This is a genomic window from Undibacterium sp. Dicai25W (genome assembly GCF_049340505.1).
GTDB lineage: Bacteria > Pseudomonadota > Gammaproteobacteria > Burkholderiales > Burkholderiaceae_D > Undibacterium > Undibacterium jejuense.
Genome location: NZ_JBMPOQ010000023.1, coordinates 1 through 21064 on the forward strand (window position 1 = coordinate 1; position 21064 = coordinate 21064).

A 21064-nucleotide genomic window follows, 5' to 3' on the forward strand; every position below is an offset into this window, starting at 1 on the left:
TTGCAAGCTCGCCCCTTCGAATCCCCTACACGAGGAGCAAAACTTTTTGCTCCTCTCTGCTCCGGAAAAAATAAAGCCCGCTAGTGCGGGCTTTATTTCTACTACCTGGCGTCCCCAAGGGGATTCGAACCCCTGTACTCACCGTGAAAGGGTGATGTCCTAGGCCTCTAGACGATGGGGACATATTCTGTCCTTGTTACTGACCTACATTTACAACGACGTGCAAATGTTTAAACCTGGCGTCCCCAAGGGGATTCGCCTACACTAGCGCAGGCCGCTGGCTCGCTTGCAAGCTCGCCCCTTCGAATCCCCTGCACGAAGAGCAAAACTTTTTGCTCTTCTCTTGTAGAAGTTTCTCAACCTGGCGTCCCCAAGGGGATTCGAACCCCTGTACTCACCGTGAAAGGGTGATGTCCTAGGCCTCTAGACGATGGGGACATGTTCTGTCCTTGTTACTGACCTGTATTACGCTTTACTTGCTGTCCACAATAAAAATTTATTGGCGTCCCCAAGGGGATTCGAACCCCTGTACTCACCGTGAAAGGGTGATGTCCTAGGCCTCTAGACGATGGGGACAGCAAGTATTTTCTGTTCTGATACAACCACACTTACGTGGTGGAGGTAAGCGGGATCGAACCGCTGACCTCTTGCATGCCATGCAAGCGCTCTCCCAGCTGAGCTATACCCCCTTGCAGAACAGAAGCGAGATTATAGGGGATGATCACTCTAATGTAAAGCCTCCCCTGCGGTAAAACAGAGTGAAATCTTAGCCGGCGATCACATTTAAGCGCTGCAGTACAACTTCACGGCCAAATAATTCAACAACGGCATCAATCGAAGGGGTTTGCAACTGACCCGTCAGCAACAAACGCAAAGGCATTGCCAGCTGTGGCATTTTCAAACCATGGTCCGCTAACACTTGTTTTAATGCCACTGACAAGGCCGCTTTATTCCACTCTACGGTTTTGCATGCTGCTGCGTATTGACGCAATGCTGGCAACACTGCATCGGTCACATGTTGTTGCAACAAGGCTTGCTCGGCGGCTGGTTGGCGGTAGAACAGCATTGCGGCCTGACCTAATTCCACTGTCGTATTTGCACGTTCCTTGAACAAAGCAATCACATCAGCCAAATCTGGCGCGCCAGCAAACTCAGCGCCATCTTTAAGCATTTGTGGGCGCACCAAATCTGCCAGGCGCTGATTGTCAGCGGCCTTGATGTAATGGTTATTAATCCACGCTAATTTCTCAGGATTAAATTGCGCTGCAGAGCCAGATAAATGCGTCAGATCAAACCAACTGCACATTTGCTCCATGCTAAAAATCTCGTCATCACCATGACTCCAACCCAGACGCGCCAGATAGTTCAACATCGCTTCAGGTAAATAACCTTTGTCGAAGTAATCCATGACACTTACCGCATCGCGACGCTTGGATAATTTCTGACCGTCGGTACCCAGAATCATAGGCACATGGCCATATTGTGGCAAGGTCGCCCCCAGCGCATTGAGGATGTTGATTTGACGTGGCGTGTTATTAACGTGATCATCACCGCGAATTACGTGGGTGATTTGCATATCCCAATCATCCACTGCAACGCAGAAATTGTACGTCGGCGTGCCGTCAGGACGTGCAATCACCAAATCATCTAACTCACGGTTATTAATCGTGATCTGACCTTTGACGACATCGTTCCAGCTTACATCGCCTTCTAATGGATTTTTGAAACGAATCACAGGCTGACGATCGGCCGGAATTGCTGGCAAAGTCTTACCGTCTTCTGGACGCCAGGTACCATCGTAACGAGGCTTCTCGCCTGCAGCACGTTGACGTTCGCGCATTGCTTCCACTTCGTCTGGCGAAGAATAGCAATGATACGCCGTGCCATTTGCCAGCATTTCTGCCAACACCGCACGGTAACGTTCCATGCGCTGCATCTGATAAAACGGACCTTCATCATGCTGCAAGTCTAGCCAATTCATACCATCCAAAATCGCTTGCACCGCTTCTGGGGTTGAACGTTCCAGATCGGTATCTTCAATACGCAACACAAACGTGCCGCCATGATGACGAGCAAACGCCCAACTAAACAAAGCGGTACGAGCACCGCCAACATGAAGATAGCCGGTAGGACTAGGAGCAAAACGGGTACGGACTGTCATGGGATGAATGGCACCGCGTGTCACTTGCCAAACCTAAGCAAACAAGCAACATCTGTATGCGGATAAAGTTAAAACCAGCATTTTACCGTTTTACAGGCGTGGATGGTATCTAAGCTTTAAGCGAAGCCAAGTTCAGCATTACAGTAGAGCGAGTGCAACCCGCGCGGATTTCTGATCGGTATGATTTGACGTGTTACACCCGCATGATCAACGCACACTAGCAACGGCCAGCTCTCAGAGCGACATAAAGAGCATGGTAAGATACACATTAAGATGCACACAAATTTAGTTAAACACCAAAGAGTACATGCCTGCCCCCTCCCCCACGCTGAATCCACCACTACCGATACGCGACGGTATTTCTCCGAGCTATCTTTGGCTACCAGAAGGGCAATGGCCAGATTTACTGACATTTTTGACCAGCCACTTTTCTGATGTTGAAGAAAGCACCTGGATAGCGCGCCTTGCCAAAAATGAAGTGGTAGATATTCACGGCAATGTGCTGCAAAAAAATAGCCCGGCCAAACGCGGCATGTGCATTTTTTACTATCGAGAAATTGACGACGAGACACCAATCCCGTTTGAAGCGCATATCCTGCATCAGGATGAGCACTTGCTGGTCGTCGATAAGCCGCATTTTTTACCAGTCATACCTGGCGGTCGTTTTTTACAAGAAACCCTGTTGGTGCGCCTCAAGAGACAAACTGGCCTGCAACACCTTAGCCCGATACACAGACTGGACCGCGAAACCGCTGGTGTTATGCTTTTTTCACACAATCCAGAAACGCGGGGTAAGTATCAATCGCTGTTTCAGCAACGCACTATCAGCAAAATCTATCACGCTTTAGCGCCAGCATTACCACCAGAGAACTTCCCACTAACCTATCGCAGCCGCATGGTGGACGGCGCCAGCTTCTTTATCATGCAAGAAACACCAGGTGAAGCAAATTCAGAGACGTTCATAGAAATCGCAAAGTGTCATGGCGATTTCAATTTATACCAATTAAGCCCCGTCACAGGCAAAAAGCACCAATTACGCTTACACATGTCCAGCTTAGGCGCACCGATCGTTAACGACAGTTTTTATCCCGTTGCCTTACCATGCAAAGGGGATGATTTTTCTGCACCTTTGCAGTTATTAGCTAAATCAATTACGTTTACTGACCCGATTAGTGGCGAAAGTCGCACATTTACCAGTCAGCGCGAGCTAGATGTCAGCCAACTCAGACGTTAATTACAGCACCGTATTCGATTAAGCGCCTGACAAATCTATTGACATCACCGCCCCTGCCAGCTATGATGTTGGTCTTCGGAGTGTGGCGCAGTCCGGTAGCGCACCTGGTTTGGGACCAGGGGGTCCAAGGTTCGAATCCTTGTACTCCGACCAGAATTAAAATCATTGCAATTTAAAAGCAATGAAAAGTTATAGTAGAAAACAATAACCGAGATAATTTTTTATAAAATTTTCAGGATATTGCAAAAAAGTTTTTCGGAGTGTGGCGCAGTCCGGTAGCGCACCTGGTTTGGGACCAGGGGGTCCAAGGTTCGAATCCTTGTACTCCGACCAAAATAAAAAGGATCGTTGATTTTTCAACGGTCCTTTTTTCATTTCCAAGCAAAAGAAATATCATGTAGGACTGGCGCAACCTGCACTGCAAGCTTCATGAAAGACACCTGTGAATGCCCTCACCCGCAAGCAAGCGAGTGAGTAAGTAAGTAAATAAGGGGTTCTAAAGAATTACTTCACCTATTTCTTAAACCGCGCCAACACCCGCAAATCATCGCCAACACGCGACACATCATGAAATATCAATTGCTTCGCCTGATCAACGTGCGTCAATTCCGCTAGCGCAAATAGTCCAGCGCCGCTACCAAGCAATTTGGGAGCAAGATAAATCAGCAGCTCGTCAACGCAATTCGCATCGATCAAAGCACCATTCAAAATCGCACCAGCCTCTACATGTACTTCATTCAATTGCCTGTGCCCTAACTCCAACATCAGCGCATACAAATCGACTCGCCCGCTACTATCCGCAATACATAAGACCTCAGCGCCGCGCTCCTCAATCTGTGCTCGCTTCGAAGCATCCTCTTTCGCACAGACGATCAGCACCTCGGCATCATCAAACAATGTAGCATTGGTACTGATACGCAAATGCGAGTCGAGCACAATTTTTTTGGGCTGACGTGGCGTTGCAATGCCGCGCACATTCAATGCCGGATTATCAGCAAGCACAGTACCAATACCCGTTAAAATGGCATCAGCACGCGCACGCCATACATGGCCATCTTGTCGCGCTGCTGAACTGGTAATCCATTGACTCTGTCCATTTGGCAAAGCAGTCTTACCATCCAGGCTCGCCGCCACTTTCATCCTTACCCAAGGCTTGCCAGTTTCCATGCGCTTAAAAAAACCAACGTTCATTTCTTTGGCTTTTAGTACCACATCCGTCCAGGCAAAATCGCTGGCTGATGCCACTTTAATTCCGGCAGCACGTAAGATAGCAAAACCTCGACCGGCAACTTGCGGATTTGCATCTTCTATAGCCGCAACTACCCTGGCAATCCCCGCATCCACCAAGGCATTTGCGCATGGCGGTGTGCGTCCATAATGACTGCACGGCTCCAGCGTGACATACGCAGTTGCGCCACGCACATCGTGCCCTTGAGCTGCCGCATCGCGCAAGGCTTGCACTTCTGCATGCGCTTGCCCGACTGCTTGCGTCCAACCGCGCCCTATCACCACATCATCTTTCACAATCACGCAACCAACCTTAGGATTGGGCGAAGTCTCTATGGTTGCGCGCGCAGCCATCTCCATTGCCATTTCCATAAAATGGCGGTCATTTGCCTTTGCTATTGTTGGCTGCGTCATACTCAGGTGTTTTGGATAGTGATCGTCGGGAACTTACTGCTCATGTCTTTGGCTTTTTCAGCGACGCGCACTGCGACTTTACGAGCAATGTCCTTGTAAATCGTCGCAATTGCGCCATCAGGATCCGCAATCACCGTAGGCTTACCAGCATCCGCTTGCTCACGAATAGCCATTGTCAATGGCAAGCGCCCTAAGAAATCAATGCCGTAATCCGCGCACATTTTTTCACCACCACCTTCACCAAAGATGGCTTCAGCATGACCGCAATTCGAGCAAATATGCGTGCTCATATTCTCAACAATACCAAGAATAGGAATGCTGACTTTTTCAAACATCTTCAAGCCTTTACGCGCATCCAGCAAAGCGATATCTTGTGGCGTCGTAACAATCACCGCACCTGTTACTGGTACCTTTTGCGACAAGGTCAATTGCACATCACCTGTACCTGGTGGCATATCAACGATCAGATAATCCAGATCGCGCCAATTAGTCTGTGTCAGCAACTGTTGCAAAGCTTGCGTCACAATAGGGCCGCGCCAGACCATAGGCTCATCCGGATCGATCATGAAACCAATAGAAGAAACTTGCAGGCCGTGGTTTTCCAAAGGCTCCATGGTTTTGCCATCAGTGGTTTCCGGACGACCAGAAATACCCATCAACATGGGCTGTGACGGACCATAAATATCTGCATCCAAAATACCCACAGCCGCACCTTCTGCCGCCAGCGCCAGTGCCAGATTGGCAGCCGTGGTGGACTTACCAACACCACCTTTACCAGAAGCAACCGCAATAATATTTTTGACGTTAGGCATCAACTTAACACCGCGCTGCACTTCATGCGCGACGATTTTTGAACTAACATGAACATCGATCTTTGCTACACCTGGCAGGCTTTGCAATGCAGCGATAACCAGATCGCGGATCAATGCAAATTGACTTCTCGCCGGATAGCCCAACTCAACATCAAGAGTGATATCCGCACCGGTAAGCTTGATATTTTTAGCCGATTTGCTCGTCACGAAGTCTTTGTTGGTATTCGGGTCAATGACCTGCGACAAGGCTTGTTTTACGTCTTCAACAGTGAGTGTCATTTATTTCTCCATTCAATGCCCGCAAGTCTAGCGCAAAACCGCAAAACCGATGCGATAGCCTTAAACTGATGAGTGAAATAACTACATCACTTACTGAAAAATAGCATTCCAAAGCAAGATTAAAGTTCAAAGAGCGAACCATGCAATGCCAATAAGAAGAACAACAACCGCAATGGCATTTGCAAATAGTTAGCATCCACACTCATCCCCAAATTATTGAAAATAAGCATTCACGGCTAGTTGTTAATATTCAATATTCAATATTCAATATTCAATAAAATTATTTAAATCAACACTATTGTCGTACAACATCGCCCAATTGACGTCTATATGTTTCGAAACATCGCGCTTTTTGATTGATTTTAGCGCAGATAAAAAAACAAACAAAAAACCCGAGATCTTATTGTCTCGGGTTTTTATTTAATGCAATCAACCTAAAATTATTAAGAGAACTTTAAATATGATTTTAACTGACGCCATTTTTCTGCATCCTCAGCAGACTTAGGTTGGTTCAGCGCTTCCGAGACAAAAGCTGCGACCAAAGCAAGGACCAAACCAAAAAATGCAGCGGCAATCGTAATCAATGCACGTTGTGGTTTAAACTTATGTTCTGGCTCTATAGCTTTGTCCAAAACTTGGATGATTGGAATGTCTTTTGCCTCATCCAAACGAGCAACCTCGTATTGCTTTGCCAGCATTTCATACAGCATTTGGTAATACTTGACGTCACGCAACAGCTGGATATTGCTTGCACCGGCTTCTGCAGGTTTGCCAGCATTCGCAACGGTTTCACTTGCCTGCATTGCTGATTCCGACTTTGACGCAGCGTTCGAAGCAGAACCCTTTTCCAACTTAGCTAACTCGTCTTGCATGCCCAACAGTTCCTGATTGGCGCGCTTGTACTCGTTGTTGCTTGGCGTAACAAAGGCTTGCATCGCCTTGAGTTGAATCTGCTTAGCGGAGATATTTGCTCGCAAACGCGCTACCGTTTCCAGAACAGCTTTACTTTGGGCATCAACACTCATCATCCCTTTGCTATCTATGCCGGAGGACAAGGCAGTTTCTGCGGCAATCATCTTATCTTTAGCCAATTCCAACTGCTTTTCAAAGAAAACACGACGTTGAGAAGCCTCTGTCAAAGCAAACTTACTCGTCAAAACTGTCAATTCTTCCACATAAGCGTTAGCAATTGCTGCTGCTACTTTTGGGTCTTTATCTTCAAAGTCAATTGAAATCAAGCCATCTTTACCTGCTGCAATTGTCGAGCTTCCATCTAATTGCTTACGTGTTGATTCCATAAACTTTTGCTCATATCTCTTTTGAAGATCAAAGCGCTGTATCAGCTTATCTGTTAGTGCACGACTTTTTAATAGTGCAATGTAGAGGTCATTAGGGCTCTTGATCCCCAACGCAGCACCGGCGCCACCAGCCAAGCCCCCCAACTGACTCAGCATTGCTGAAGCTGTTGACTGACTTTGTTGAGGAGGCAAAATCTTCGTATTAGCTTTGTACACATTTGGTAGAACAAGGCTGATTGCCAAACCCGCAATTCCAAACGCTAATGGATAAACAAAAATCTTTTTCTTGTGCTTTGCCAGAGTCAAAAAGATGTCCATCAAACTAATGCCATCTTCATCTTCATGAATTTGAGCTTGTTGCTCTTGATTGATCGCTGTCATGCTTATTGTCTCAAACTCTTAATTGCTGCTGCACTGATACCAAATCCGGAAAGAATTTGCGCCCAATCTTTCAAACCATTCGTGAAGGTTTTATAAGCGGATTCTTTATTTAAACGCTCTGGCACAACGATACTATCGCCAGGCATCAATTCTGAAGATTTCACGCTAGAAAACCAACCGCGGCCGGTGGCTGACAGTACAGTACCATTGGCACGTAACACAAAAATATTATCCATGTCTGCTTCTGACGTAGGACCAGCATCTTCCAGATATTTATCCACCGTACCGCCTCTGCGCCAGATCATAGAAGATTCTTGATTAACCGCACCAAACACATGAACAAAATCAGGACGACTTGGGATAACCAACTGATCGCCGTTTTCTAATTTCAGCGTTGGTAATTTATCAAAGCTCTCGTCATTGGCTGCGAGGCCAAACGAAATACGTCCGGTGGCTTTCAGTTCATGCATTTTAGCGATCGCTTGCGCACTGGACTTTTGCGCTGCTTTTAATTTAGCGGTGATGGTTGCTGCATCCTGACCACCAGAATCATTGGCTGCCGCCTTAGCATTCTCAGAGCGCATTTGAGATTCCAAACGGCGAATTGCTTTTTCTAAGTTAGCTTGCTGTTCTTTACGCACTTGCTCACGATAGAACTCAGTACCGAACAAGTAAGCGTTCGAAGTAGTACCACCTGCTTTGGCAATCAAAGAAGGCAATGTTTCGCCTGGTGACATCTGGTACACTCCTGGCACATTAACCTCGCCCTCTACACGCACAAACACTTTACGCTTAGCTAAAGGTACCTGAATATCATCTTGAGAGAAAATCGTGACAGTATCGCCAGGCTGCAAAGCAATATTTTCCGGGCTATTTACGTCAGCCATTGCTTTTCCAAGATTAAACGATACCAAGCTTACGTTAAGAGTATCGCGATCAACGCGCTCGACCGACGCGTATTCCCAATTGACTTCATCGACGGCACTGCCAATCTTAGAAGCAATGGAATTGGCGTTTTGTTTTTTAATTTTATCGCCGTACAGATTATCATCAGCAGAAATATTCAACCCGTCTTTAGGGATATCTCTGCCTTCAGTGTTATCCGCTGGATCTTTGTAATCTTTAAGATCTCTACCTTCCAAATTTTGACGAGTGATCGATGACCTGGTGACCAACATATCACGGCTTGGAATCAAATCACGTACATGCATACCGGGTGTAAATGGCACACGTAGCTGTTGACTTACGTTACCACGCAAGGTTACTGCATTAGAAAACTCAGGCGTAATGGACGATACCGTCAACATATCGCCATCTTTTAGAGTCTTGCTCAATCCAACCTTGTTCAAGTTAAATTCTTCAACGCTACGCGGTTGTGATTTACTTGGATCAATGCGCTCTAAAAATGCACGGCGCGGATCAGCAACAACAGGCAAACCACCTGCAATTTCCAGAATACTGCCAAGGGACTCGTTTGCTGATTTCAATTCATAAATCGCAGGTGTATTAACTTTGCCTACCAACGCAATATGGCCAGCAGCAGCGGGTATAAAGATCGTATCGCCATCTTGCAGCTTAACGTCATGGCTCTTATCACCTTTGGCGATGAACGCATACATATCCAAGCTACCAACCATTTTGCCATCGCGCTTGACCTGAACATTACGCATAGAGCCATTAGGGTTTGGCCCACCACTAGCAAGTAAAGCAGTCACCAAAGTAGAAAAACCAGAAACCGTATATGAACCTGGCTTTTTAGCCTGACCAACAACGTAGACAGTAATTGCACGCAAACGACCAAAGGTCACACTCACCGCGACGTCGCGATACAGCTTGCCAATAGAGGACTTGATGACGGCATCAGCTTCACCAGCCTTGACGCCCGCGAGCGCAACCGAGCCAATAGTCGGGATATTAATAACACCATTGCGATCCACCGTCGCCTTGTAATCAATATCTACGCTACCCCATGCCCTGATCATGACCTCATCACCGGCCCCCAAGACATAATCGGATGGCAGAGGTGTATTTTGTAAAGGAGCAAAACTAGATGGTGTGTTAGAGAAAAAGTCAGAACCGAATTGCGTTAACTTCTTACCGGTTGCGTACTGAATAAAGCTTTGAAATTCACTCTTTTCAGGCTTTTGGTTGGCATAATTTTTACCATATTGGCCGTTATCTCTCATATTAGATTGAGGATTTAAGCCATTTCCATTCGCACCATCAACACCATTGTTATTGTAATTCTGGTTTTGGTATTGATTTTGGTTTTGGTATTGATTTTGGTTTTGGTATTGGTTTTGGTTTTGGTATTGGTTTTGACCTTGATTAGTAATACGAGGCGTTCTGACCATCTCTGGCGTATTGGCAGAAAAATCGCCAGAATTCTTCGCGTCTTGATTTGTGCTATCAATTTGTTGCGCAAAAATACTGGTCGCAGCAAAGATAGCGAAAATAGGGAGCGTACTCTTCATTGTTCGATGCATAGGTAAGTACTTTTAAAGAGAGTAAAAATAAAAAAATCAGCTGTAGGACTGGTACGACAAAATAAAGGCACCGAACCTTGTCGGTGCCTACACATGCCCATTCAGTTAAACCATCATATTTCTGATGTCAAACGTTCTTTTTCGACAGCGCACTCTTTGCTATCACCAACGGTCATCCAGCGCTTAATTTTAAAATGCACAATCATGGCATAAAATGTGCAGTAGCACAAAATAAACACAGCCATAAAAAATAAAATCATTGCCGTGTTGGACCAGTACAATGCAGCGGGAATAATGGAAAACGCTGCCAACCCCCAAAGATAAGGCGCAGTCAACGAGTTACGTCTGATCATATGCTCTGCTTTTTTAGAACCTATCATGTGACGCACCATTCGCTTATACACCAGAGAGTGCAGATGAATTGCGTCTGGCAAACCAGCAGGCAATCCGCGAATGACCTTACGGCGATAAATAGAAAAAATGGTTTCCCATACCGGATAAATAACCAACAATAGTGGAAACATTGGCGACACACTTGGGTTGCGATAAACCAGCATTACGCAGATTTCTGCAACCATAAAACCCCAAAGATACGCACCACCATCACCAGCGAAGATGGTTCCTTTAGGGTAGTTCCAAAACAGAAAACCTATTGTTGCACCAAGCAAAGCAATGCACTGCCCTAACAAGAATATGTCATTAACCTGGTAACTCACATAGGCAAGAGCAGACAAAATCATTACAACGACAACACCAGCAAGGCCATTAAAACCATCAATGATGTTCATAGCATGCGTAATACCACCCACGCCCAGCATCACCAAGAGTGCATTAAAAACGATATAGTTGGCTAATAAGTGATCCAGCAAAGGCGAACCCAAGCGCACCAACTTAGCATCGAGTAACCACATCCCAATTAAAGCAGAAACAAAGGCAGCGATTAAGCGCTTGAATGGACTGACTTTTTTTGTCAAGTCTTCGGTGATACCAGCGATCCACACAGGCAAAATCGCGCCAATCAAAGGCAGACTGTTAATGTGCCACTCACCAAAATACAAAATTTCCATACCGAGCAGAAGGCCGACGAAAATAGGAACGCCGCCAATACGCGGCGTCGCGCCGTGGTGCATTTTTTGGGGACCAGAACCAACATGATCTGTCGTTAAATGTTGATGGGCATGCTTAAATAAAATAAGTGCAAAACAGCCAACCCATGAAACAAAAAATGCACCAAATAATATTTTGATCAAAACAAACCTCGTAAATTAAAAACAACATTGCACTTCTCAATACACCCACTGCCAGAGCCAGAGCTATATTCCATTATACACTCTGAAAAATTACCTAAATATGAAAAATGCATCATTAATAATAAAATGTCTATTTTCAAATAAATTGCAATGGGATGCGCAACAGTTTAATAAAAGTTCTCGAAAAAAGTCAGCTGAAAATATTACCTTTATAATATTATGCCCACCCATTGAAAACCCTCACGAATTTAAATTTCTTTCAATCCAACTTTTACTCGAATGCAAAATCTAAACCAAAGAGAATATTCTCTTTTTAAAGCATTCTTCCTCGTATCATCAAACCCACAAATGAGCTTTGCATCTACGCATAAATAGCCTTGCCATTCCGTTACGGGACCACAAAGAACTAAGCCTACACACATCTGTGGAGACTCATAAAAAGCAAAATCGCCCGACACCACTAAATGACGTCAAGCGATTCAAACGCATTTAATTTCAAATGCCTTTATTCGTGAGAGAGTGCTTTGATAATTTGCTGAACGGAACTTTTCACTGAAAATTCTCGGTCAAAAAGATTAATACAACGGCTCGATAAACTTAAGTCTGAATGAATTTGCTCAAGCAAGGTATTAGCCAACTCAAGCAAATCATTGACTTGATTACTCTCACAGACCTGGCCAACCTTTTCATTGAGAATAAGTGTAGACAGATCATTCCCCGCATTGACGTTCGCCAAAACAGGAAGCCCGCTCTGCATATAAGTCAAAAATTTACCTGGAATATTATGTGATTTATGTCTAGGATCCAGTGCTACAAGACCAACACTGCATTGCGCATATAAATCCGGAATCTGATCGGGGTCGATTTCGTCAAAAAACAATACGTTTGAAAGGCTTCGTTCTTGGACATAGGTTTTCAATCGTTGTACTTCACTGCCCCTGCCAACAAGCACAAAACCCACATCTGACCGGACAAGCATTTTCTCTGCCAGTTGCAGAACGATATCCATCCCCTGCGCTACGCCCATGTTTCCAGCATAGACAAACACCTTACGTCCAGCAAGAGATGTTTCATCGAGACGAATAGCACATTTATCTACAGCTGGCTTGCCTAGCCAATTCTGTAACACCTCGAGTTTGCCATCACTCTTTTTCAACCAATTATCGAAATAGGAACAGTTGCCGGGCGTCTGTACACCAATGACATCCGCCACTGAGTATTGGTACTGCGCGATCGCATTGAAAAATTGATAGGGCAAACCACGTCCCATCAGGCCCATGTCTACAGCCCATTCTGGAAAAATATCCCGAATGATAAGGTAGCCTTTACAGCCGCTTCTTTTTTTCAAACTGTTCGCAAGAGGCCCATGAAAGATAGATGGGGCATACCAGACTACCCCATCCCATTTTCGAGCACAAAGAGGACTCTTGCTAAGATTTCTGCGCATCGCATACGGCATGAGAAACTCCCCAATGGTACGACTGACATAATTAATGTCTTTCGTTTTGGGGGCTTTCAAACGCACTACCTGAACTCCATCAATTCTCTCGATTACCCAAGAATCACCGATATCGGCAGCCGGCAACAATACGGTAAGCTCATGTCCTTGACGCACAAACTCTCTTGACAGATCTCGGAGTTGTACAGCTCCGGAGTTTCGCAATGGAGGAAAAGTATCTGCAATTAAGGCAATGCGCATAAATCCTCTACCTATTAATACTGTTTCCAGACAACCCGTTTTACGTAGTCTGTATAGCTGTGGATGATACGAACAACCTTATCGCTCACATTTGGCATGCTATAGTCAGCCACCAAACGCAAAGTACGCTCCTTACCCTGAGCCTGAGTTTGCAAAATTGCTAAACCCTGTCGAACTCGCTCAAGCTCCAATCCAACCATCATTACAGCAGCTTCTTCCATTCCCTCTGGACGCTCGTGCGCTTCTCTCAGATTCAACGCAGGGAAATTTAAAATTGAAGACTCTTCATTGATGGTGCCACTATCAGACAATACGGCCTTAGCATGCATTTGCAAGTTCACATAGTCATGGAAACCAAGCGGCTTCAAGAGGCGGACATTAGGATGGAACGTCGATCCTGTCGCATCCACTCGTTTTTGAGTACGCGGATGCGTGGACACTACGACGGGAAGCTTATAATCTTCAGCGACGCCATTAAGTACTTGCACCAGTTTAGAAAAACTCCGGTCTGACTCAATGTTTTCTTCACGATGAGCACTCACAACAAAATACTGAGCCTCTGTCAATCCTAAGCGCATCAACGCATCAGACGCCTGAATCTGTGGCATGTAATGATTTAACACCTCATACATCGGGCTACCTGTCTTAATGACTTGATCTGGTGGCAGACCTTCGCGCAGCAGGTAATCGCGTGCAATTGTGCTGTAGGTCAGATTGATGTCCGATGTGTGATCTACAATACGACGATTAGTCTCCTCAGGGACACGCAAATCAAAACAACGATTTCCAGCTTCCATATGGAAGATAGGAATCTTACGTCGTTTTGCCGGGATCACGGAAAGGCAACTATTGGTGTCGCCAAGCACGAGCATGGCATCTGGTTTGACTTCGACCAATACATGATCTACCGCAGTAATTAAGTTACCTATCGTATTTGCTGCCCCGGTACTTCCCTCTGCGCTATTCAGAAAGTAATCAGGTTTGCGAACTGAAAGATCATCGAAAAAAACCTGATTTAATTCGTAATCATAGTTCTGCCCTGTGTGCACCAAGATATGATCGCAATGCTGATCCAGCGCAGCTAACACACGTGAAAGGCGAATAATTTCTGGTCGTGTACCCACGACCGACATGACTTTAAGTTTTTTCATCATCAAACTTTGCTAGCGATCGTGTCAGGATTGGCACGATCAAAAATTTCATTTGCCCAGAGCATGACCACCATTTCATCATCGCCCACGTTGGTAATGTCGTGCGTCCAACCGGGTACCGTCTCCACGACCTGAGGTTTAGTTCCTTCAGTTTCCACATGATACACCTCGTCGGTCAACATATGCCTGAAGCCAAACCTAGCCTTGCCCTTGATGACCAAAAATTTTTCTGTCTTGGTATGGTGATAATGCCCTCCTCGGGTAATGCCCGGATGCGCAGTAAAAAAGGAAAACTGCCCCGCATCCGGTGTCTTGAGCATTTCGACAAACACGCCGCGTGCGTCGCCATAGGTCGGCACATCATAGGCAAACTTGTCCTTGGGCAGATAGCTTACATATGTAGCATACAACGCTCGCGTCAGACCAGTGCCCACACGCTCGGATATCAGCGTGCTCCTGCAGTTTTTAAAGGCATCAATCTGCTCGGACAGCTCGCCCAAGGTGATGCTGTATTCAGGCACGACTTCCGGGCGCACCACACCCGTCCAGGGTAACGCTAGCAAAGTCCAGAAGGCATTGATCACATCATCGACATAAACCAAACGGATACATGCGTTGACATCGTTGATCTGCACCGGCAGATCATTTGCCTTGTTGTGGCAAAAAGTCGCCACTACAGAATTGTAGTTGGGCTTGCACCATTTGCCAAAAACGCCAGGCAAACGATAGATCGCCACCGGGTTGCCGTGATCTGCAGCTAACTGTTCTACGGCCTGCTCCGCACCCAGCTTGCTGCGGCCATAGAGATTGTCCTGCGCGGCCTGAGCTGACGAAGCGAGCAGCAATGGAGTCGAACGTCCCGCAGCACGCAGACCCTCGCAAATTTGCCGCGTCAAGCCTGCATTGACTGTTTCAAACGCGTCGGGTGATGCTGGGCGGTTTTCACCGGCCAAATGAATAATGGCATCGGCCTGCGCCAGAGCCGCCTGTAACACGGCATCGGTATCTCCGCGTGCAAAAGTCAGCACCTCTGTACCGGCCTGTTCGCGCAAGCGTAACACCAGATTTTTGCCAATGAAACCATTGGCACCTGTAACCAATACTTTCAAGGTTTATTCCTCCAGCTCGACGTGTTCACCACGTACAATCGCTTGCATGAAACGAAGCTTCAACAGCAGAGCCTGCATACCAGCCACATCCAGGCGTGTCGTGTTGTGCGAGTTGTAATCGGTAGCTTCAGAGATCCGGACTTCACCCTGCTCGACAAATTTGCCGTAGTTCAGATCGCGCAAATCCGGCGGCACGCGATAATAGCCGCCCAAGTCTTCAGCGGCCGCCATTTCTTCCCGGCTAAGTAAAGCCTCGTAAAGCTTTTCGCCATGACGGGTGCCGATCACGCGCACAGTGTGCTCTGGTTTCCCCAACAGGTCAGTCAGCGCCTGGGTCAATACCTCGATTGTGGCCGCTGGAGCCTTCTGCACGAAAATCTCCCCAGGCTGGCCATGCTCAAAGGCATACAGCACCAGATCCACAGCATCGTCCAGCGTCATCATGAAGCGCGTCATGCTCGGATCGGTGATGGTGATAGGCTGGCCCGATCGAATCTGGTCTACAAACAACGGGATCACCGAGCCGCGCGAAGCCATCACATTGCCATAACGCGTCACGTTGATCACGGTGCTGCTGCTCGAACGGGACTTGGCGACAGCCACCTTTTCCATCATCGCTTTGCTGATACCCATTGCGTTGATGGGGTACACGGCCTTATCCGTGCTCAAGCACACCACGCGCTTGACGCCGCATTGGATAGCGGCCTCCAGCACATTCTCCGTGCCCATCACATTGGTCTTGACTGCTTCAAGCGGGTGGAATTCGCAGGATGGCACCTGCTTCAGCGCTGCCGCGTGGTAGATGTAGTCCACTCCCCGCACCGCATTCATTACTGACTGCGGATCGCGCACATCGCCAATGTAGAATTTCAGCTTGGGGCTGTTGTACTTTTTGCGCATGTCATCCTGCTTCTTTTCATCGCGGCTCAGGATGCGAATTTCACGCAAATCAGAATTCAGGAAACGGCGCAGAACGGCATTGCCAAACGAGCCGGTCCCGCCAGTGATCAATAACACCTTGTCTTGGAATACGTTCATTATTTATCTCTTTAGTGCTTCGTGACAGAGCAGTTTCTTTTGCTCGGGCGTGGGGTAGTTAATCAATACCGCACGATATTTACCTTTGAAAACGAACAGGCTGCCTGCGGCAGCTCCTACAACACCCAATTTGGAGACCAGTTCGCCTAAATGATCGAGTGATCCGGCGCCTCCCAAAAAGGTCACAGGCACCTTCAAGGCCTGCTTGAATTGCGCGGCCAGCTCCAGGTCATAGCCTTGCATCTGACCATCCCGATCGACCGAATTAACCACAATCTCGCCAGCACCGGCGTCTTGCAACTGCTTGGCCAACGCGATTGGATCCAGTTTGTGGCTTACCTTGCCGTTATGGGTGCACACTTCATACCCTTTGGCGAACAATCCGGTACGCTTGCGCACATCCACCACCGCGACTACTGACTGTCGTCCCACTGCTGCTGCCATTTCCGTCAGTAGCGCGGGATTGGCGATGGCAGCAGCGCTCACCGCCACCTTCTCAACACCCATGTCAATGATGCGAGCCGCCTGCGCTGCAGTGGTCACGCCGCCACCATAACAAAGTGGCATGCGGCATTCCGCAGCCAGCTTGGCGATCAAGGCAAAGTCGGGCTCCACTTTGTTGACTGTGGCATCAATGTCGAGCACCATCAACTCATCGGATTCTTTCTCGTTAAAAATCCTGACAGCATTGATGGGATCACCCACATATTTTGGGTCCTTGAAGCCCTGGGTCTTAACCAAGCCCCCTTGGTGTACCAGCAAACAAGGAATAATTCTAGGACGCAACATCTTGTTATAGCTCCACAAAATTTTTCAAGAGTTGTTCACCCCAATGATGGCTTTTTTCAGGGTGGCACTGCACACCATGAATATGCCCGCGTGACACAACCGCATCAAAGTCCAGACCGTAGCTGGCAGTGGCCGCCACGTCCTGCTTGTCTTCTGCGTCAAAATAGTAAGAGTGCAGGAAATAGAATTGTGGGTTCTCTTCAAACCCCTTTGAGAACAGCTTGTTATGTGCACTCGGCTGCAGTTCGTTCCAGCCCATGTGCGGCATCGGCAAGTTGGCACTTTGGGGCTGGTTTGCAAAAGCGCGCACCCGCCCTGGCACCCAATTCAAACCAGGCAAGTCACCCTCGTCAGAACCTTGTGCCAACATCTGCATACCCACACAAATGCCGACCACCGGCACTTGCGCCCCCAGAACCAACTCTTCGAGCTTGGGACGCATGCCCGAATTGTTGAGCCGCTCCATGGCATGATCAAAATGTCCCACTCCGGGCAACACCAGGCGCACGGCATCGGACAAGCTGTCCGGGGTGTCAGCCCGCCGGGCATCGATACCAACACGCTTGAACAGATTCAGGAAAGCCTGAATGTTGCCCACGCCGTAATCAACGATGCAAATCATCGGAAATACCTCTTTTCCAATCCCAGCTTGCGCATGACATTCGCACCCATTCCAATCAAATCGCGCTTATTTTTGTAATCGCGGAAAGTCTTTTTAGGCATCTCAAACAATTGCTGCAACTCGTCCACCGTCAAGCCCAACTTGTGAGCCACATACTCGAACTCTTGCTTAAGGAAATGCTCGTCCATTTCCGGGCGGGAAATACGATCTATCGCCTCTTCACGCGTCATTTGTCCCGTCATAATCAGACTGGAGAAATGAGCGCGCCGCTTTTCATAACCAAAGCGCCGTGGCAACCAATAATCCTCGTAAAAGCGAGTGAAGCGCGACTCATGATGCTTGTGTTGGAAACGCTGCCACCCGAAACGTTTTTCCAGCTCATCCTCAGCATCCTTCTTAACGTAAGGTACCAGGTTCAGCGGGTGATACACTTTCATTCCCAACACTTTCTGGTACCACAGCTTGTAGACCAGGATGTCCACCAGCGGGAATTCATCATTCGGTTTGCCGTCGCCGCCCTGCTTCCAGATATCGCCAAACAAGGTCTTGTCGATCCCCAGGTAACCTCCCCATTCTTCTGGCTCACGGCAGCATTCGGTCGAGAAATTGGAGCCAGTGATGATGTGTTTGATCTTGTACTTGCGTGCAAACCTATACAATCCAGAAAAGAAAGCAGCGTCCTGCACCAGATCCTGGTCAGGAATGCCTGCGCGCATGAATGCTACCTGCATCCGTTTTACAGACTCCCAGTTCACCACGTCGGTGTAGAGATCCAGACCCAGGCCATCGACCAACTTCTCGATATTACCAACTGCCTGGTCGGTATTCCATCCTGCATCCACATGGAACAACAACGGACGCAGATCCATTTTTTCTTTGGCTACATAAGCGACGTATGAACTATCAAGTCCGCCACTGAGACCAATGATGCAGTCGAAGTCCTTGCCTTGACCAGCCTGACGGATCGCATCTGCCATTTGTTCCAGTTGGCGTCCGCCGGTTACACCTGTATCCCAATTTGGCTTGATCATGCCATCATAGTTATTACAGTAGTCGCAACATCCTTGATCGTCGAAACCGATATTAGGATCGGTCGTATCCATGATGCAGCGACTGCATATTTGGTATTGACGGTCAGTTATTTTCGCTAAGCCCATATCAGAGAATCCCGATGAATTTTTTATTAAATGGAACGGCAAACGCGCTTATAAATATCATGTAAGCGAGAAGCATTGCGCGTTGGCTCAAAGTTATCGATTGCAAGCTTTTGGGCTTGACTTCCCATGCGCTTGACTTCCTCCCGATCGGTCTCGAAGTGCTTGATTGCTATAGACAACGCCACGGGATCTCGGGCGGGAATGGCTAGGCCGGTCTCGTTATGAATCAAAGTATCGGCCAACGGTTTGCTGACACAAACGATACTCGGAACTGCCGAGAAAGCGGCTTCGAAGACCGGGCGACCAGGTGCATCAAAGTGGGACGGGAAAGTGATGACATCCAAACGTTCATAGACGCATTGGATATCGCCTGTCGCGCCAAGCAGGTGGAAAGAGTTCTCCAACCCGTATTGTTTGATGCGTCGTTCCAGCTCCTCCACAACATCCTGTACAAGGCCAGCTTTGCTAAGCACCCAACCTTTAAGTCCTTTGTCAACGCGAGTGTGACCGCCGACAATAACAAACTCAACGTCGGCACCCTGCTCCTTTAGTAGCTTCGCGGCCTCGACGAGTTCAAGTATTCCCTTCGAAACCTGGACATTGCCGACGAAACCGACCTTCAGGGAGCCATGCCGAAGCTTTTCCAGCTTGGTCAACATGACTGGATCTGGATTGGGTGCCCTTTTCGGTGTAAAAGAGTTTTGGATAACATCGACTTCCAATTCTGCCGGCATCGTGGCCCGTGTCGTCTCATTGATCGCGATCACAGCACTGGCCGAACTCTTAAGCTTTCCATAAATCCAACGTGAACGCCAGGACTGCAAATTTGCCCATTGCGGAGAACGAACATGAACCACCATGGGAACCTTGAACAGTCGCTTGGCAAACAAGCCAGGAATAATTTCCGTTACCTCATTAACGTGGATGAGGTCGATCTTCCCTTGCCATTTCCGATGCGCCTTTCGAATTGCGAACAACGTGTATGGCAGGTGAAAAAGCTCCCTTAGTAAGACCAGCCATCGTACTCCGCGGTAATGGCTGTAATGCGTATTGTCGAAGCGAGTCAAGCCACGCGTAGCGATCAGTTCCTCCGCTACCTGACCATAAAAATCGAGCGCAGTTCCGTTCGCCACCACGAAATACGGCTTTACCCCATCGTTTCTCAATGCACGCACAGCCTCGAATAAGCTGCGTGAGGCCCCGCCAAAGGGACCAACACCGTCGATATACAAAACCCTCATATCAGTCCACGCTCTTCATTCGTTCAATTTTGACACCAGGATGATATTGCAGAATATCCGTGTGACCAGGGGTACGCACCAACGTGGAGTCTTCAAGTACATAAGTATCCCCGGTGTGTGGGCATTTCCACTCTCCTTCGCCAGTCAATGGCAAAGGAATTTTCTCGCCGTAAGCGCTTGCCCATCCGATTTGACGTGCAGGGGAACCGAGCATCATAGCCCAATCCTTGCAATCTTTCGTGAGAGTGGAGCCCGCCGCCAGGAACGCCCCCATACCAATCGTCACGCCCGGCACGACTGTGGAATTAGCGCCTAGCGTCACCCCAGTCTTCACAATCGTCTTAACGAAGCTCTCGCGCCGATTGACCGCTGCACGTGGAAAGGAAATGTGCGTGAACACCATGAATGGCGCGCAGAAGACGAAGTCGCCCAATTCGACATGGGAAAATACTGAAACTGAGTTACCCAGTCTGCATCCGTTACCAACTACGGCATTATTACCGACATAGACGTTTTGTCCGAGATTGCAGTTTTCGCCCACAACTGCATGAGATTCCACATGGGAAAAGTGCCAAACAGACGTAAAGTCACCAAGCCGTGCACCAGCATCTACGACAGCTGAAGGATGAATGTAGATTTTAGACATTATAGAGACAGATTATATTGATAATAGATTTTGTCAGGCTAGAGAGTTTTCCGCTAGTTCCATATGAAAA

16 protein-coding genes and 6 tRNA genes are annotated in these 21064 nt (G+C 47.6%); 3 read left to right on the plus strand and 19 right to left on the minus strand.

Annotated features, from left to right (window positions below; translation table 11 throughout):
- Positions 1 to 106: 106 nt before the first annotated feature.
- The 5 genes from ACO0KY_RS17415 to gltX form a co-directional block, all read right to left on the minus strand.
- A tRNA-Glu gene (locus ACO0KY_RS17415) sits at positions 107 to 182 on the minus strand.
- 180 nt (positions 183 to 362) lie between these two features.
- Positions 363 to 438 (minus strand) — tRNA-Glu (locus ACO0KY_RS17420).
- Between the two features lie 62 nt (positions 439 to 500).
- A tRNA-Glu gene (locus tag ACO0KY_RS17425) sits at positions 501 to 576 on the minus strand.
- A 37-nt stretch (positions 577 to 613) separates the two neighbouring features.
- Positions 614 to 689: transfer RNA gene (locus tag ACO0KY_RS17430), tRNA-Ala, on the minus strand.
- 77 nt (positions 690 to 766) lie between these two features.
- A complete protein-coding gene (gltX, locus tag ACO0KY_RS17435) occupies positions 767 to 2161 on the minus strand; it encodes a glutamate--tRNA ligase (protein WP_423048161.1) in 1395 nt (464 codons plus the stop codon).
- Between the two features lie 307 nt (positions 2162 to 2468).
- Between gltX and ACO0KY_RS17440 the strand changes: the two genes are divergently transcribed.
- The 3 genes from ACO0KY_RS17440 to ACO0KY_RS17450 all read left to right on the plus strand — a co-directional run bounded on the left by ACO0KY_RS17440 (position 2469) and on the right by ACO0KY_RS17450 (position 3728).
- On the plus strand, positions 2469 to 3395 hold the full coding sequence (locus ACO0KY_RS17440; protein ID WP_423048163.1) for an RluA family pseudouridine synthase: 927 nt from the start codon (positions 2469 to 2471) through the stop codon (positions 3393 to 3395).
- Positions 3396 to 3471: 76 nt separating this feature from the next.
- Positions 3472 to 3548 (plus strand) — tRNA-Pro (locus ACO0KY_RS17445).
- A gap of 103 nt (positions 3549 to 3651) precedes the next feature.
- Positions 3652 to 3728: transfer RNA gene (locus tag ACO0KY_RS17450), tRNA-Pro, on the plus strand.
- Positions 3729 to 3908: 180 nt separating this feature from the next.
- Here the strand turns inward: ACO0KY_RS17450 and ribD are convergent.
- The 14 genes from ribD to ACO0KY_RS17520 form a co-directional block, all read right to left on the minus strand.
- On the minus strand, positions 3909 to 5036 hold the full coding sequence (gene ribD, locus ACO0KY_RS17455; RefSeq protein WP_423048165.1) for a bifunctional diaminohydroxyphosphoribosylaminopyrimidine deaminase/5-amino-6-(5-phosphoribosylamino)uracil reductase RibD: 1128 nt from the start codon (positions 5034 to 5036) through the stop codon (positions 3909 to 3911).
- A gap of 2 nt (positions 5037 to 5038) precedes the next feature.
- Positions 5039 to 6127, minus strand: coding sequence for an iron-sulfur cluster carrier protein ApbC (gene apbC / locus ACO0KY_RS17460; RefSeq protein ID WP_423048167.1), 1089 nt, complete (start codon positions 6125 to 6127; stop codon positions 5039 to 5041).
- 443 nt (positions 6128 to 6570) lie between these two features.
- On the minus strand, positions 6571 to 7806 hold the full coding sequence (locus ACO0KY_RS17465) for a GumC family protein (protein WP_423048169.1): 1236 nt from the start codon (positions 7804 to 7806) through the stop codon (positions 6571 to 6573).
- Between the two features lie 2 nt (positions 7807 to 7808).
- The gene (locus ACO0KY_RS17470) at positions 7809 to 10280 is read right to left on the minus strand and encodes an SLBB domain-containing protein (protein WP_423048171.1); all 2472 of its coding nucleotides are present in this window, start codon (positions 10278 to 10280) and stop codon (positions 7809 to 7811) included.
- 125 nt (positions 10281 to 10405) lie between these two features.
- The gene (locus ACO0KY_RS17475) at positions 10406 to 11542 is read right to left on the minus strand and encodes an MraY family glycosyltransferase (protein WP_423048173.1); all 1137 of its coding nucleotides are present in this window, start codon (positions 11540 to 11542) and stop codon (positions 10406 to 10408) included.
- A 505-nt stretch (positions 11543 to 12047) separates the two neighbouring features.
- Entirely contained in the window at positions 12048 to 13241 is a 1194-nt protein-coding gene (locus tag ACO0KY_RS17480) for a glycosyltransferase family 4 protein (RefSeq protein WP_423048175.1), read from the minus strand.
- A gap of 14 nt (positions 13242 to 13255) precedes the next feature.
- Positions 13256 to 14392 carry a non-hydrolyzing UDP-N-acetylglucosamine 2-epimerase gene (gene wecB / locus ACO0KY_RS17485; protein WP_423048177.1) on the minus strand — a complete coding sequence of 379 codons (1137 nt, stop codon included), beginning with the start codon at positions 14390 to 14392 and terminating at the stop codon, positions 13256 to 13258.
- Positions 14393 to 14394: 2 nt separating this feature from the next.
- Positions 14395 to 15501, minus strand: coding sequence for a UDP-2-acetamido-2,6-beta-L-arabino-hexul-4-ose reductase (gene wbjC / locus ACO0KY_RS17490; RefSeq protein WP_423048179.1), 1107 nt, complete (start codon positions 15499 to 15501; stop codon positions 14395 to 14397).
- 3 nt (positions 15502 to 15504) lie between these two features.
- Entirely contained in the window at positions 15505 to 16539 is a 1035-nt protein-coding gene (locus ACO0KY_RS17495) for a polysaccharide biosynthesis protein (protein WP_423048181.1), read from the minus strand.
- A 3-nt stretch (positions 16540 to 16542) separates the two neighbouring features.
- Positions 16543 to 17328, minus strand: a complete 786-nt coding sequence (locus ACO0KY_RS17500; protein ID WP_423048183.1) for an AglZ/HisF2 family acetamidino modification protein — start codon at positions 17326 to 17328, stop codon at positions 16543 to 16545.
- Positions 17329 to 17332: 4 nt separating this feature from the next.
- Positions 17333 to 17950, minus strand: a complete 618-nt coding sequence (gene hisH / locus ACO0KY_RS17505) for an imidazole glycerol phosphate synthase subunit HisH (RefSeq protein WP_423048185.1) — start codon at positions 17948 to 17950, stop codon at positions 17333 to 17335.
- Positions 17947 to 19149, minus strand: coding sequence for an N-acetyl sugar amidotransferase (locus ACO0KY_RS17510; protein ID WP_423048187.1), 1203 nt, complete (start codon positions 19147 to 19149; stop codon positions 17947 to 17949). Before ACO0KY_RS17510 ends, hisH begins: the two co-directional genes overlap by 4 nt.
- A complete protein-coding gene (locus ACO0KY_RS17515) occupies positions 19134 to 20348 on the minus strand; it encodes a glycosyltransferase family 4 protein (RefSeq protein WP_423048189.1) in 1215 nt (404 codons plus the stop codon). Before ACO0KY_RS17515 ends, ACO0KY_RS17510 begins: the two co-directional genes overlap by 16 nt.
- A gap of 1 nt (position 20349) precedes the next feature.
- Positions 20350 to 20994, minus strand: a complete 645-nt coding sequence (locus tag ACO0KY_RS17520; RefSeq protein ID WP_423048191.1) for an acyltransferase — start codon at positions 20992 to 20994, stop codon at positions 20350 to 20352.
- Positions 20995 to 21064 lie beyond the last annotated feature (70 nt).

Coding starts and splice junctions, on each gene's coding strand:
- hisH (WP_423048185.1), bottom strand. CDS start 17,950: ATGATTTGCATCGTTGATTACGGCGTGGGCAACATTCAGGCTTTCCTG.
- apbC (WP_423048167.1), bottom strand. CDS start 6,127: ATGACACTCACTGTTGAAGACGTAAAACAAGCCTTGTCGCAGGTCATT.
- ACO0KY_RS17520 (WP_423048191.1), bottom strand. CDS start 20,994: ATGTCTAAAATCTACATTCATCCTTCAGCTGTCGTAGATGCTGGTGCA.
- ACO0KY_RS17440 (WP_423048163.1), top strand. CDS start 2,469: ATGCCTGCCCCCTCCCCCACGCTGAATCCACCACTACCGATACGCGAC.
- ribD (WP_423048165.1), bottom strand. CDS start 5,036: ATGACGCAGCCAACAATAGCAAAGGCAAATGACCGCCATTTTATGGAA.
- ACO0KY_RS17470 (WP_423048171.1), bottom strand. CDS start 10,280: ATGAAGAGTACGCTCCCTATTTTCGCTATCTTTGCTGCGACCAGTATT.
- ACO0KY_RS17495 (WP_423048181.1), bottom strand. CDS start 16,539: ATGAACGTATTCCAAGACAAGGTGTTATTGATCACTGGCGGGACCGGC.
- wecB (WP_423048177.1), bottom strand. CDS start 14,392: ATGAAAAAACTTAAAGTCATGTCGGTCGTGGGTACACGACCAGAAATT.
- gltX (WP_423048161.1), bottom strand. CDS start 2,161: ATGACAGTCCGTACCCGTTTTGCTCCTAGTCCTACCGGCTATCTTCAT.
- ACO0KY_RS17465 (WP_423048169.1), bottom strand. CDS start 7,806: ATGACAGCGATCAATCAAGAGCAACAAGCTCAAATTCATGAAGATGAA.
- ACO0KY_RS17515 (WP_423048189.1), bottom strand. CDS start 20,348: ATGAGGGTTTTGTATATCGACGGTGTTGGTCCCTTTGGCGGGGCCTCA.
- ACO0KY_RS17500 (WP_423048183.1), bottom strand. CDS start 17,328: ATGTTGCGTCCTAGAATTATTCCTTGTTTGCTGGTACACCAAGGGGGC.
- ACO0KY_RS17480 (WP_423048175.1), bottom strand. CDS start 13,241: ATGCGCATTGCCTTAATTGCAGATACTTTTCCTCCATTGCGAAACTCC.